General features: G+C 68.3%; 11 protein-coding genes and 2 tRNA genes. 2 read left to right on the plus strand and 11 right to left on the minus strand.

Annotated features, from left to right (window positions below; translation table 11 throughout):
* Positions 1-279 precede the first annotated feature (279 nt).
* Together C503_RS40235 and C503_RS0121210 are read right to left on the minus strand one after the other, a co-directional pair.
* Positions 280-1,272: a rhomboid family intramembrane serine protease gene (locus C503_RS40235; protein WP_018684231.1), complete on the minus strand. Its 993-nt coding sequence runs from the start codon at positions 1,270-1,272 to the stop codon at positions 280-282.
* The gene (locus C503_RS0121210) at positions 1,273-1,818 is read right to left on the minus strand and encodes a peptidylprolyl isomerase (RefSeq protein ID WP_026316537.1); all 546 of its coding nucleotides are present in this window, start codon (positions 1,816-1,818) and stop codon (positions 1,273-1,275) included. It abuts the gene before it with no gap.
* Positions 1,819-1,926: 108 nt separating this feature from the next.
* Here C503_RS0121210 and C503_RS43475 point away from each other — a divergent pair, with 108 nt between their 5' ends.
* Positions 1,927-2,607, plus strand: a complete 681-nt coding sequence (locus tag C503_RS43475; protein WP_018684233.1) for a hypothetical protein — start codon at positions 1,927-1,929, stop codon at positions 2,605-2,607.
* Positions 2,608-2,677: 70 nt separating this feature from the next.
* Here the strand turns inward: C503_RS43475 and C503_RS0121220 are convergent, their stop codons facing one another.
* Positions 2,678-3,238 carry a DUF2020 domain-containing protein gene (locus C503_RS0121220; protein ID WP_018684234.1) on the minus strand — a complete coding sequence of 187 codons (561 nt, stop codon included), beginning with the start codon at positions 3,236-3,238 and terminating at the stop codon, positions 2,678-2,680.
* Positions 3,239-3,381: 143 nt separating this feature from the next.
* Here C503_RS0121220 and C503_RS0121225 point away from each other — a divergent pair, with 143 nt between their 5' ends.
* The gene (locus C503_RS0121225; protein WP_018684235.1) at positions 3,382-3,822 is read left to right on the plus strand and encodes a DoxX family protein; all 441 of its coding nucleotides are present in this window, start codon (positions 3,382-3,384) and stop codon (positions 3,820-3,822) included.
* A 90-nt stretch (positions 3,823-3,912) separates the two neighbouring features.
* Here C503_RS0121225 and C503_RS0121230 read toward each other — a convergent pair whose 3' ends face one another.
* The 8 genes from C503_RS0121230 to C503_RS47985 form a co-directional block, all read right to left on the minus strand.
* The gene (locus C503_RS0121230; protein WP_018684236.1) at positions 3,913-4,344 is read right to left on the minus strand and encodes an OsmC family peroxiredoxin; all 432 of its coding nucleotides are present in this window, start codon (positions 4,342-4,344) and stop codon (positions 3,913-3,915) included.
* 149 nt (positions 4,345-4,493) lie between these two features.
* Positions 4,494-4,566 (minus strand) — tRNA-Ala (locus C503_RS0121235).
* 47 nt (positions 4,567-4,613) lie between these two features.
* The gene (locus tag C503_RS46870; RefSeq protein ID WP_018684237.1) at positions 4,614-4,754 is read right to left on the minus strand and encodes a DLW-39 family protein; all 141 of its coding nucleotides are present in this window, start codon (positions 4,752-4,754) and stop codon (positions 4,614-4,616) included.
* 315 nt (positions 4,755-5,069) lie between these two features.
* Positions 5,070-5,143, minus strand: a tRNA-Ile gene (locus C503_RS0121245).
* A 57-nt stretch (positions 5,144-5,200) separates the two neighbouring features.
* Positions 5,201-6,055, minus strand: coding sequence for a DUF3566 domain-containing protein (locus tag C503_RS0121250; protein ID WP_018684238.1), 855 nt, complete (start codon positions 6,053-6,055; stop codon positions 5,201-5,203).
* A 35-nt stretch (positions 6,056-6,090) separates the two neighbouring features.
* Positions 6,091-9,942: an intein-containing DNA gyrase subunit A gene (gene gyrA / locus C503_RS0121255; protein WP_018684239.1), complete on the minus strand. Its 3,852-nt coding sequence runs from the start codon at positions 9,940-9,942 to the stop codon at positions 6,091-6,093.
* A 59-nt stretch (positions 9,943-10,001) separates the two neighbouring features.
* Positions 10,002-11,978 carry a DNA topoisomerase (ATP-hydrolyzing) subunit B gene (gene gyrB / locus C503_RS0121260; RefSeq protein ID WP_018684240.1) on the minus strand — a complete coding sequence of 659 codons (1,977 nt, stop codon included), beginning with the start codon at positions 11,976-11,978 and terminating at the stop codon, positions 10,002-10,004.
* Positions 11,979-12,194: 216 nt separating this feature from the next.
* Entirely contained in the window at positions 12,195-12,698 is a 504-nt protein-coding gene (locus tag C503_RS47985) for a DciA family protein (RefSeq protein WP_026316538.1), read from the minus strand.
* Between the last annotated feature and the right edge of the window lie 213 nt (positions 12,699-12,911).

The following is a 12,911-nucleotide window of genomic DNA, read 5'->3' on the forward strand; positions in this document are numbered from 1 at the left end:
CCGCGGTGGAGATCGACGCCGACAACGCCGAACAGCCAGCGCTGGTGCTGCTCGGCCGCCTCGACCTGGGCGCCGACCCGCAGGACGTCGTCCAGGACCTGCTCGGGCTCCGCGCCTAGGCGCTGTCCGGTAAGTCTGGTGCGCGGGATTCGTGATCCGCGTGGTCTCTGGGCGTGCGGGCGGGAAGCCGCACGTACCGGGTTGTACTTGGGCTTTCCGCCCGTGCGGCCAGAGGCCGCGCGGGCGCGGATAGCGCGTGCCGGACTTGCCGGACAGCGCCTAGCCGTCGGTCCAGACGTAACAGCTGTAGCCGTCGGTGCCCAGGGTGCAGTAGGCGATGGCGTCGAGAACCTGCGGCGTGCGGACCAGGAACAGGCCCAGGATCGCCACGACCACCACCGCGACCGCACCGACCCGCCACTGCCGGGCACGCGCGGCTGGCGCGTAGGCGAGCCCGAAGGTCACCGCTGCGCCCACGACCAACCCACCCAGGTGGGCCACCCAGGAGACGCTGACCTGCTGCGCGGCATCGACGGTCGTGGCCAGGGCGTCGGTATCGAGCACGGTGCCGGAGGAGAAGCTCAGCGCCACACCCACCACGACCACCGCGATCGCGTTCATCAACGCGTGGAAGTCGGCCTTGAGCCGCAGCGCGATCACGACCAGGGCACCCATCATGCCGAAGATCGCCCCGGAGGCACCCACCGACTCGGACACCACCGGGTCGAACGCGTACGCCGCCGCGCTGCTGCCCAGCAGCGACACCAGGTAGAGCACCGCGAACGGGACCCGCCCCAGCCGCCGCTCGACCCCGCTCAGGAACCAGAGCATGATCATGTTGGCGATCAGGTGCACCGGGCCGTTGTGCAGGAAACCGCCGGTCAGCACCCGCCACCACTGGCCCTCCGCGATCAGCGGCGGCACCTCGGAGAGCGCGTGGTAGATCGAGGACCGGGTGTTGTCCACGAAGTCACCCGCCTGCGCCGCAGTGACCACGAACAACAGCACGTTGACCGCGATCAGCGCCCGCGCGACGAGCGGGCGGTCGACCTCCTCGGCCCCCGCGATGCCGACCGCCCGCCACCGAGTGGCCTGGGCGCCGCGTACGCAGTCGACGCACTGGTAGCCGACCGAGGCCTCGACCAGGCAGTCCGGGCAGGCAGGCCGGTCGCAGCGGTTGCAGCGCAGGGCCGTCGGTCTGCCGGGATGACGAACGCAGGCGGGGAGACCCGCCTGCGTTCCGGGTTCGGGTGGGTGCGGTGGTACCGACACTCAGCGCTCGATGGAGACCTTGGTGATGACGATGTCGTTCACCGGCTTGTCGCCGGGGTTGGTCGCGGTCTTGCCGATGGTGTCCACGACCTCGCGCGAGGTCTGGTCGGCCACCTCGCCGAAGATGGTGTGCTTGTAGTTCAGCCAGGTGGTCGGGCCGACGGTGATGAAGAACTGCGAGCCGTTGGTGTTCGCCCCCGCGTTGGCCATGGCCAGCAGGTACGGCTTGTTGAACTGCAGCTCCGGGTGGAACTCGTCGGCGAACTGGTAGCCGGGGCCACCGCGGCCGGTGCCGGTCGGGTCGCCGCCCTGCAGCATGAACCCGTCGATCACCCGGTGGAAGATCGAGCCGTCGTAGAACGGGCCGGACTTGCCGCCCTGCGCGTTCTCGGTGGAGTAGTCCTTGGTGCCCTCGGCCAGCCCGACGAAGTTGGCGACGGTCTTGGGCGCGTGGTCGGGGAACAGGTTCAACCGGATGACGCCCTGCGAGGTGTGCAGGACCGCGGTCACCGTCTTCCCGACGAGTGATTCGTTGCTTTCAGCCACCGCCCCATCGTGCCATCTTCGGCGAGATCCGTCCGGAAGGGGCAGGATTGACAGGGACAGGAGTTGTCCAGTGTTGTCCTAGTACCGAGCAATGGACGAGGTGAAGCCATGACCCGGGCCGGAGAGACGGTGGGCAAGGCCGTCGGCACCGGCTGGCGCGCGGTGCGCCAAGGTGCGGTTCGTGCCGGACAGGCGGGCGCCGAGGCGGCCCACGTCGCCGAGCAGCGGCTGGCCGCCAAGGGAGTCGCCCCGCAGCAGGTCGTCGAAGCGCTGGCCGAGTCCGCCCAGGTGGCCAGGCAGGAGGTCGCCGAGACCACCCGCCGCACCCGCAAGCGGCTGGCCAAGACCGCCAAGCACACCCGCAAGGACCTCGCCAAGGCCGCCAAGCAGGCCCGCAGGGAAGCGCGCCGGTCGGGCACCGGCAAGCGCGCCGCCAAGGCGGCCGGTTCCGTGCGTGGGCAGGTCAAGCAGCTCAGGAAGAACGTGAAGCCGCAGGTCAAGCAGTACCGTTCGGAGCTGGAGGCGCAGATCCGGGCGGCCAAGACGGCGGCTCGGGAAGCCGCGAAGGACCCGTCCGCGAAGCGCCGCCGCTGGCCGTGGCTGCTGGCCATTCTGGGCATCGGCGCGGGCGCCGCGGTCGTGCTGCGCGGCAAGTCGGCACCCACCCCGCCGCCGTCCCAGCCGGAGCCTGCCGCGAAGCCGCCGGTGTCGGACGCGCGTAAGGAGCCGTCGGCCGAGCACAACGGCCAGGCCAAGCCGTCGCAGCCGATCAGCTCCGACAAGAACTAGTCACGATCGAAGGGGGCGGGCGCCGCGGCGCCCGCCCCCTTCGGCATGCCTGAGGGTCCATGCCCGATGGTCAGAGGGCGAGGGTGCCGATCACGGTCTCGGTGATCCGCCGGGCCTTGATCGTCTGCTCCTGGTTGGTGGTCACCACCACGGCGTTGCCGCCCTTGGCCACCGCGTAGAGGGCGCCCTTGTCGCCGGACAGCGAGCCGCCCTTCCACCCGGCCGGGGACGAGGCCGGGTTGGAGGTGGCGATGGGGGCGGCCTCGTCCACGATCGCCTTGGCCACGGCCACGTCCCCGCTGTAGAGCCGGACGGTGAGCTGGAGGCTGCCGTCCGGGCGGTAGAAGAAGCAGGTCGGGTGCGGCTTGTCGGCGGACGTGCGCACCTTGGTCACGTGCTGGCCGTTCGCGTCGGCCACCACCGAACTCTCCAGGTACGGGCACGGTCCGTCGGCGACCGGCTCCGGTGCCGGGGGCGCGACGGCGGGCATCGGGCTGGTCGCCGACCCGGCCGCGGGTGGGGACGCGGCACTGGTCGGCGGCGGGGTGGGGGCGGGTGGCGCGGCCTGCTGCGCGGTGGAGCACGCCCCCAGGGCGAGCAGCGGCACGGCGAGGATCAGGGCTCGTTTCATGGCGGGCGTCAGTCAACCAGATCACGCCAAGTGTGGTCCCCGCCACTCATTGAACCGAATCGGGGTCCCGGGGACTACTGACTGTGTGGCTTCGGCCACGGATGGATGACAACCCTGTTGTTCCGAATGAAAGAGAGCCAGACATGGACCTGTTCGACAGAACAAGGGCCCACGTACTAGCCCTGTTCCGGATCGTCATCGGTCTCCTGTTCGCGGCGCACGGCGCGGCCAGCCTGTTCAACGTCTTCGGCGGCCCCTTCGGTGGGCAGGTCCCGGCGTTCGGGCAGTGGCCGGACTGGTGGGCCTCGGCGATCGAGCTGGTCGGCGGCCTTCTCGTGGTGCTCGGCCTTGGCACCCGGGTCGCCGCGCTGATCTGCTCGGGCGCGATGGCCTACGCGTACTTCACCGTGCACCAGAAGATCGCCCTGCTGCCCATCGAGAACGGCGGTGAGTCGGCCGCGCTGTTCTGCTGGTCGTTCCTGCTGGTCGCGTTCTTCGGTCCAGGCAAGTGGGCGCTCGACGAGATGTTCGGCCGCTCCCGACACGAGTCCCCGAGCCGGGAACACGAGACCGTGAACAGCTGATCCGAACCCCGCTCCACACGGCCTGTCCAGCCGGTGGAGCATCGGTGTGGCGGGGTCAGCGGCCGCGACCCCGCCACACCGACCGGACCACTAGGCGAGCGCCGCGTCCAGGGTGATGTCGGTACCGGTCAGCGCGGCCGACACCGGGCACACCTGCTTGGCGGTCTCCGCGATCTCCGCGAACCGGTCCGCGTCGAGACCCGACACCGTCGCCCGCGCGGTCAGCGCGATCCCCAGGATGGCGAACCCCTCGCCCTTCTTGCCGAAGGTCACCACCGCGCTCGTCTCGATCTTCTCCGGCGCCGTCCCGTTCTGCCCGAGCAGCGCGGACAGCTGCATCGAGTAACAGGACGAGTGCGCCGCCGCGATCAGCTCCTCCGGGCTGGTCTGCCCGTTGGCCTCCTGCGCCCGCGACGGGAACGACACGGTGAACTCGGCGGCCCCGGACGTATCCAGGCTCACCTCGCCCTTCCCCCGCGCCACGTCCCCGGTCCACACCGTCGTCGCCTTGCGCTCAGTCATCAACCCTCCACTACGAGCAGCGGTACCTCGCTTCCGCACCCCACCTAACTCCCCTGTCCGCCAACGTTCCACGTGGAACACCGCAACGACGCGAAAACAAAGGGCGACCGGTGCCTACGAAATGCGTAGACACCGGTCGCCCGAACTCGTGGAGACGAGGGGAATCGAACCCCTAACCCCTGCCTTGCAAAGGCAGTGCTCTGCCAATTGAGCTACGTCCCCCGACGACACGGCCCCACGACCGCCGTGCCGAACACGTAGAGAAAGTCTCAGGCCTTCTTGGCGCTGTTGTTGGCGGCGGGCGCGGTCGCCTCGCGCCACAGCGCGGCCTCCGCCTTCGCCGAGCTCTTCCGCTTGACGACCAGGAGGACACCACCAGCAACAGCGGCGAGCGCGAGCAGCTTCTTCACGACCTATGCCTCCTTTAGGCAGAAAAACACCACATTTTCACCGACCGACAACCCCTCGGCCTGCCCCACCAGTCTGCCACACCCACCCCACCCCCCACCCGCCCCCCACCAAGATCAACCACTCCCACCACCACCCCCCCAACCCCGCCACCCATCCCCCACACAAACTCTCCCGCTGGTCACCCGTGATCGCGCCCAGCGCCCGCCACCGCAAGGAGCTCGCACCGTGGGGGCCTGGGGGCTCGGCCCCCCAGAAACAACAAAAGGACCCCCATGGCCCGCGCTTTTCGCGGGCATGGGGGTCCTCGGGGTCCGTGGGCCTAGGAGGACTTGAACCTCCGACCTCTTCATTATCAGTGAAGCGCTCTAACCGCCTGAGCTATAGGCCCCTGTGGGAACGCGTGAAGGTTACCGTACGCCCCCACGCGTCCCCAAACCGGTATCCCTCACTCGCGTTCGGCGAGGGTGACCTCCAGGCCGCCCGCCAGGTCCGCGGAGACGTTGTAGACGAACGCGCCGACCGTGGCCAACGCGCTGAACAGCACGATGTTGATCGCGCCGATGATGGCCGCGATGCCGAACACTCGGCCCGCGCTGATGAGCGGACCGCCGCTGCCGCCCTCGTTGCCGTTGAGCAGCTCGCTGGACAGGCCGTTGACCTTGTCCCAGACACCCATGCCATCCAGCACGGCGTAGAGAGCGCCGACCGCGACCAGCCAGACGAAGAACAGGGCGACACCGAGCACCAGGCTCAGCTTGAGCACCGACCACGGGTCGAAGCGCTTGATCTGCAAGTTCGCCCGACGCGGGCCACGACCGGGCCTGCGCAACGCGCTGGGCGGCGCACTGCTCGGCGGCGTGCCGCCCGGCCGCCCGGTGTTGTCGAGGTTGACCGCGGCGCGCGGCGGGGCCGCGCTCGCCGTGGGCGGTTCGAGCCCGAACAACCGATTCGCGGCCGCGCCCGCGACCACCGACCGGTCGACCGCGATGGTGGCGTCGTCACCCGGCTCGAACACCGGCACCGACGCCACCCGGTTGGCGGGCAGCGCCTGGGTGACGTCCGGGTCGGTCTCCTCGGTGGGGAAGCCGGGCGGGACCTGCTGGTCGCCGTCGACCTCCCCCTCCGGGGTGACCCGCTGCCACGGCGGTGGCGTCGTCTCGTTCGCCTGGACCGCGCCTGCCTCGGGGGCTTCCGGCTCCGGGCTTTGCTTCTCGGTGGAGCCGTCCTTGTCCGTCGTGGTGATGACCGACGTCCGCTCGGGTTCTGTCCCGGCGGTGTCCGGCTTCTCGGGTGGTGTCACGAGCGGTGTCCCCTACGTTTTCGCGCGTTCCGGTATTACTCAGTCTGCTCGGTCGGCTCGACCGGGCCAGTCGGCTCGATCGGCTCGGCCTGTTCGGCGGCCTCCCCCGCCTCGACCACCTCGACCGGCTCGTCACCTGCCGCCGCGGCCTCGGCGGAGTCGGTCTCGCTGGTCTCCTCCGCGCTGCGGGCGATGGCAACCAGGGTGGTCCCCTCGCCCAGGTTCATCAACCGGACACCCTTGGTCTGCCGCCCCGCCTTGCGGACCTCCTTGGCGGTGGTGCGGATGACCCCGCCCGCGGAGGTGATCGCGTAGAGCTGGTCCTCCAGCTCCACGATGACCGCTCCCACCAGCCTGCCACGTCGCGAGTCGTGCTGGATGGTGAGCACGCCCTTGCCGCCGCGACCCTGCACCGAGTAGTCCTCGATGGGGGTGCGCTTGGCGTACCCACCGTCGGTGGCGACCAAAACGAACGTGCCCTCCTTCACCACGCCCAGGGTGAGTAGCTCGTCACCGGCGTTGAACCGCATGCCGAGGACACCGGACGTGGCCCGGCCCATCGGCCGCAACGCCTCGTCACTGGCGTGGAAGCGGATGGACTGGCCGCCCGCGGACACCAGCAGCAGGTCGTCGTCGGCCGAGCACAGCACCGCGCCGACCAGCTCGTCGTCCTCACGCAGGTTGATACCGATCAGACCGCCCGCGCGGTTGCTGTCGAAATCGGCGAGCTTGGACTTCTTGACCAGACCGTCCCGAGTGGCCAGCACCAGGTACGGCGCGACCGCGTAGTCCTTGATCTGGATGACCTGCGCGATCTCCTCGTCCGGCTGGAACGCGAGCAGGTTCGCCACGTGTTGGCCGCGCGCGGCCCGGTTGGCCTCGGGCAGCTCGTAGGCCTTGGCCCGGTAGACGCGGCCCTTGTTGGTGAAGAACAGGATCCAGTCGTGCGTCGAGCACACGAAGAAGTGCGCCACGATGTCGTCCTGCTTGAGCGCCGCGCCCTGCACGCCCTTGCCGCCACGCTTCTGCGCCCGGTACAGGTCGGTCTTGGTGCGCTTCGCGTACCCGGTCCGGGTGATCGTGACCACCACGTCCTCGACCGCGATCAGGTCCTCGACGGACACCTCGCCGTCGAACGGGATGATCTTCGTGCGGCGGTCGTCGCCGTGCTTGTCGACGATCTCCAGCAGCTCCTCGCGGATGATCTCGCGCTGCCGCTGCGGGCTGGCCAGGATCGCCTCAAGCTCGGCGATGTACCGCTCGATCTCGGCCAGCTCGTCCAGGATCCGCTGCCGCTCCAGCGCGGCGAGCCTGCGCAGCTGCAGCTCCAGGATCGCGGTCGCCTGGATCTCGTCGACCTCCAGCAACGTGATCAGCCCGGTCCGCGCCTCGTCCGCCGACGGCGACCGCCGGATCAACGCGATCACCTCGTCGAGCATGTCCAACGCCTTGGCGTAACCACGCAGGATGTGCGCGCGCTCCTGGGCCTTGCGCAACCGGTACTTCGTGCGCCGGACGATGACCTCGATCTGGTGGTTGACGTAGTGCCGGACGATCTGGTCCAGCCGTAGCGTCCGCGGCACCTGGTCGACCAGCGCCAGCATGTTGACACCGAAGTTGTGCTGCAGCTGGGTGTGCTTGTACAGGTTGTTCAGCACGACCTTCGCCACCGCGTCGCGCTTGAGCCCGATCACCAGCCGCATCCCGCTGCGCGAGTTCGACTCGTCGGCGATCTCGGAGATCCCGGTGAGCTTCCCGTCGCGCACCAGCTGCGCCATGTTCTCGATCAGGTTGTCCGGGTTCACCTGGTAGGGCAGCTCGGTGACGACAAGGATGGTCCGCCCCTTGGCGTCCTCCTCAACCTCCACCACCGACCGCATCCGGATCGACCCGCGCCCGGTGCGGTACGCGTCCTCGATACCGCTGGTACCGAGAATCAGCGCCTTGGTCGGGAAGTCCGGCCCCTTGATCCGCAGCAGCAAGGCGGCCAACAGCTCGTCGTCATCGGCCTCGGGGTGGTCCAGCGCCCAGACCACACCATCGGCCACCTCCCGCAGGTTGTGCGGCGGGATGTTCGTCGCCATCCCGACGGCGATACCGCTGCCGCCGTTGACCAGGAGGTTCGGGATCCGGGCCGGGAGGACCTTCGGCTCCTCGGTCTTCCCGTCGTAGTTCGGCATAAAATCGACGGTGTCTTCACCGATATCCCGCAACATTTCCATCGCGAGCGGCGTTAGACGGGATTCCGTATTGTGACTGACGAAGCCGTCGGTGATGAACGCGTGATCGTCGGTGTCGACCCGGATGCTGTACACCGGCCGCACGCCCGCGTCCGCGATCGACGCGACCTCGGCGTAGTAGAACCGGCCGTCGACCAACGGCTCCACGACGTCGAGCACACCAGGCTCGGTGATTCGCTCGACGATCTCATCGTGGTTGGTCTCCCACCGCTCGACCCGGTCGACATTGTGCCGCCGCAGCCAGTCCCGCTCGGTCCACTGGCTCGCGCCATTCGCGCGGATGTACTCGCCGACGAACGGGACGTGGTCGCTGGACATCGAGCGGCTCTGCCTGGGCACCGCGTCGAGGATCGAGACGAGCTTCTTCTGCTTCGCCTGCAGGAAGCCGACATTGGTGGCGAACAGCCGGGCGTCCCGCCGGTTGGTGATGACGACCTTGATCTCACCGTGCTCGTAGTTGACGAGCTTGCCGACCACGCCGAACTCCAGCAGCAACTGCTGGACCTCGCGAGCGAGCCGATCACTCCGGGTCGAGTACGAGATCTGGACCGTGTTGCGCGGCAAGGCGGAACATGAGCCATCACCGGTGAACAGCGAACTCAGGAACGCACGCTTGACTGTAGGCCCCGACTGCCAGATGAACTCGGGCACCCTCTTCGCCGCACTCCGATTTCCGATCATCTCTGACAGAACCGTCGCACGTAGCTCAGTCGGGCTGGCGCTGAACTTGTACAACGTCTTGCCAGTCGAAGTCGTCTCCGTGTACTGACTGAGCCGGCTTCCGACCACGTAGGTGTAAGCGTTGACGACGTAGTCGTAGTAGTGCTTGTCAATATTCGCGAACTGGACTAGCCGTTCGGAGACGTACCCCTCAGAGACCAACGCGCCCGCAAGGATGCCAACCCCGTAATCCTTGACCGTCGGAAGATGGGCCTCGTCAGCAGGGATGCGCTGCATGACGACACGGTCGCCGGGCTGGACTTCCTCCAGCAGCTTCCACAGCAGGGTCGGCACGCCAAGCACAGACACCAGGCAGAGCACCGGGTGGTTGTGCGTGCCGGTCAGCGCGTAGCCCTCGCGCGTGGTCAGCGTCAGCGTGGGGTGCTCGCCGGAGTGGAAGAGCCGGTCGGCTCGCACCGGATTGCCGTTGCGGTCGAGGACCTTCAGGTCGATCACATGATCGGAGTTCGGTTTGGCATCGGGGACGATGTCACCGATGCGCAGACTCGTCCCGTCATGCATCCGTACACGGGTTTCTGCATCAATACAGTAACGCATCGCGGCGGCCGGATCGTTGCCTGGGCTGCCGAAGTTGCCCTGGCCGTCGACCAACGGGTAGCGCATGGACCATGGTTGGGCGAGGCGGACGAGGGTGTCGTAGATCGACGAGTCGCCGTGCGGGTGGTAGTTGCCCATGACGTCGCCGACGACGCGGGAGCACTTGACGTAGCTGCGGTCGGGACGCAGGCCGGTGTCGAACATCGAGTACAGCACGCGCCGGTGGACCGGCTTGAGGCCGTCGCGCACGTCCGGAAGGGCGCGGCTGACGATGACGCTCATGGCGTAGTCGATGTAGGAGTTCTGCATCTCCTGCTGGATGTCGACTGGCTCGATGCGATCACCAGACGGCGGCAGGGTTTCGGTCACGACCGGGCGTTCCTTTCCAACAGAGGCGTGGGGCTACACAGTCGGTGGGCGGGGGCCGACTACACGTCGAGGAAGCGGACGTCCTTGGCGTTGCGGGTGATGAAGGAGCGGCGGGCCTCGACGTCCTCGCCCATCAGGACGCTGAACAGCTCGTCGGCCTGGGCGGCGTCGTCGAGGGTGACCCGGCGCAGGGTGCGGTTGGCCGGGTCCATGGTGGTCTCCCACAGCTCCTCGGCGTTCATCTCGCCGAGGCCCTTGTAGCGCTGGATGCCGTCGTCCTTGTTGACCTTCCGGCCTGCCGCGATACCGGCCTCCATCAGGCCGTCGCGTTCGCGGTCGGAGTAGGCGTACTCGGGCTCGGTGCGCTGCCATTTGATCTTGTACAGCGGGGGCTGGGCGAGGTACACGTGGCCGTGTTCGATCAGGCCGCGCATGAACCGGAACAGCAGGGTGAGCAGCAGGGTGCGGATGTGCTGGCCGTCCACGTCGGCGTCGGCCATCAGCACGATCTTGTGGTAGCGCAGCTTGGCGACGTCGAAGTCCTCCTGGATCCCCGTGCCCAGCGCGGTGATCAGGCTCTGCACCTCGGTGTTCTTCAGTACCCGGTCGATCCGGGCCTTCTCGACGTTGATGATCTTGCCCCGGATCGGCAGGATCGCCTGGAACAGCGACTCCCGGCCCTCCTTGGCCGAGCCGCCCGCGGAGTCGCCCTCCACGATGTAGAGCTCGCACTCCTCCGGGTTGGTGGAGCGGCAGTCCTTGAGCTTGCCGGGCAGGCCCCCGATGTCCAGCGCGCCCTTGCGGCGGACCAGCTCGCGGGCCTTGCGCGCGGCCATCCTGGCCTGCGCCGAGGACACCGCCTTGGTGACGATCGTCTTCGCGTCGGCCGGGTTGCGCTCGAACCAGTCGGCCAGCCACTCGTTGCAGGTCTGCTGCACGAACGTCTTCGCCTCGGTGTTGCCCAGCTTCTGCTTGGTCTGCCCCTCGAACTGCGGCTCGGACAGCTTGATCGACACGATCGCCGCCAGGCCCTCGCGGACATCGTCGCCGCTGAGGTTCGCGTCCTTCTCCTTGAGGAGCTTCTTCTCGCGCGCATAGACATTGACCACGCGGGTCAGTGCGGCGCGGAAGCCTTCCTCGTGAGTACCGCCCTCGGGGGTGTTGATGGTGTTCGCGAAGGTGTACACCGACTCGCTATAGCCGGTGTTCCACTGCATGGCGACCTCGACCTCGATGCCGGTGCCCTTGGCCTCGAAGGCGATCACCTTCTTGTGGATGGCCTCGCGAGTGTGGTTGATGTGTTTGACGAAGTCTTCCAACCCACCCGGGTAGTGGTAGACGCGCTCCTTGACCCTGGCCGCCTGGCCGTCGGCGTCGGTGGCCGCCTCATCCTCGGAGACCCGCTCGTCGCGCAGCACGATGGTCAGGCCCTTGTTGAGGAAGGCCATCTCCTGCAGGCGCCGGGCGACTGTCTCCGCGTTGTACGTGGTGGTCTCGAAGATCTCCGGGTCGGCCCAGAAGGTGATGGAGGTGCCGAGCTCGCGGGTGGCCTCGCCGCGCTCGACGGGACCGACCGGCTGGGATGCTTGGTAGTTCTGCGTCCAGACGTACCCATCGCGCTTGATCACCGCTTTGAGGCGGGTGGACAGCGCATTGACGACGGAGATGCCTACGCCGTGCAGGCCACCGGAAACCGCGTAGCTCTCGCTGTCGAACTTGCCACCCGCGTGCAGGACGGTCATCACGACCTCCAGCGCGGAACGCTTCTCCTCCGGGTGCTCTTCCACCGGGATGCCCCGGCCGTCGTCGTCGACCCGCACCCCACCGTCGGCCAGCAGGGTGACCTCGACCTTCGTGGCGTGCCCAGCCATCGCCTCGTCGACCGAGTTGTCCACGACCTCCCAGATCAGGTGGTGCAGTCCGCGTTCACCGGTGGAACCGATGTACATGCCAGGGCGCAAGCGGACGGCTTCGAGCCCCTTGAGCACTCCGATGGAACCGGCACCGTACGAGTTCTCCTGCTGGTCAGCTGCCACGTCCCCGGTGTCTCCTCGTGCGTCGGAACGACTGCGGGCGGGTGCGCGGACCGCGGCCGTCCCGGGTTACCGGACAGCTCGCACGCACCCCCCGGTACATACTACTGGTGCGGTCGCCCAGAATCGGGTCAAGGACACCCCTGGCTTGCTCACAGAGCCAATTTTGTGAACCGCCGTGAGTCCGGACGCCAGCACCCCGATCTCGACCCGGCAGGTTCAGCCGTAGGTGTCCCGGGGTCCGCGCCCCGCGATGTGCCGTGGGCCGTACCGCCAGCTGGGCGCGGACGGGCCGAGGACCTTGAGCCTGCGCACCACGTCCCGGCCCACCCCGGCGGCGATCTTGACCAGCAGATCGCGCTGGAGCAGCCGCAGCTGGGTGGCCCAGGCGGTCGAGTCGGCCTGCACGGTCAGCTCGCCGTCCTTGAGCGCCACCGGCTTGGCATGTTCGGCGACGTCCGCGCCGACAAGTGTGGCCCACCGGTCGAAAACGCGCCCGCCGGAGAGGTGTCCGGCCCAGCCGCGGTCCGCCGCGATCCGGGAGGCCAGTCTGCCGAGCGGCTGCGGGTCGCGGTCGTCCGCCCCGGCGCCGGACCACCGGCGGCGTCGGCGGGAACCACCCGCTGTTCCACGTGGAACAGTGCGGCGACCTCGGGCGGGCTTGCTCTGGGCGACCTCCCGCGCGGCAGCGAGGGCGGCTCTGGCAAGATCTGAGCCCCGCAATGGAGCAGCAGGGTCGTCACTCTGTGTCGCCCCTGTGGACAACTCGCCGAGTTGTCCACCGGTGCCTGTGGATTGTTCCTGGCTTTCGCGCGGCGACGTTCCCCCGGATGGCCGCACGGTGACGATGTTATCCACACTATCCACAGGGTTATCCCCAGCCGTGCGGGATTCGCCCGCTCGGCCAGTCACTCCCTGTCGTCGGCGAGGTGGCGC

The organism is Actinokineospora enzanensis DSM 44649, from assembly GCF_000374445.1.
GTDB classification, from domain to species: domain Bacteria; phylum Actinomycetota; class Actinomycetes; order Mycobacteriales; family Pseudonocardiaceae; genus Actinokineospora; species Actinokineospora enzanensis.

Bases quoted from the DNA above. Each gene is read 5' to 3' on its own strand.
- C503_RS43475 (WP_018684233.1), top strand. From the start codon at position 1,927: ATGACCCGGGCCGGAGAGACGGTGGGCAAGGCCGTCGGCACCGGCTGG.
- C503_RS0121220 (WP_018684234.1), bottom strand. From the start codon at position 3,238: ATGAAACGAGCCCTGATCCTCGCCGTGCCGCTGCTCGCCCTGGGGGCG.
- C503_RS0121225 (WP_018684235.1), top strand. From the start codon at position 3,382: ATGGACCTGTTCGACAGAACAAGGGCCCACGTACTAGCCCTGTTCCGG.
- C503_RS0121230 (WP_018684236.1), bottom strand. From the start codon at position 4,344: ATGACTGAGCGCAAGGCGACGACGGTGTGGACCGGGGACGTGGCGCGG.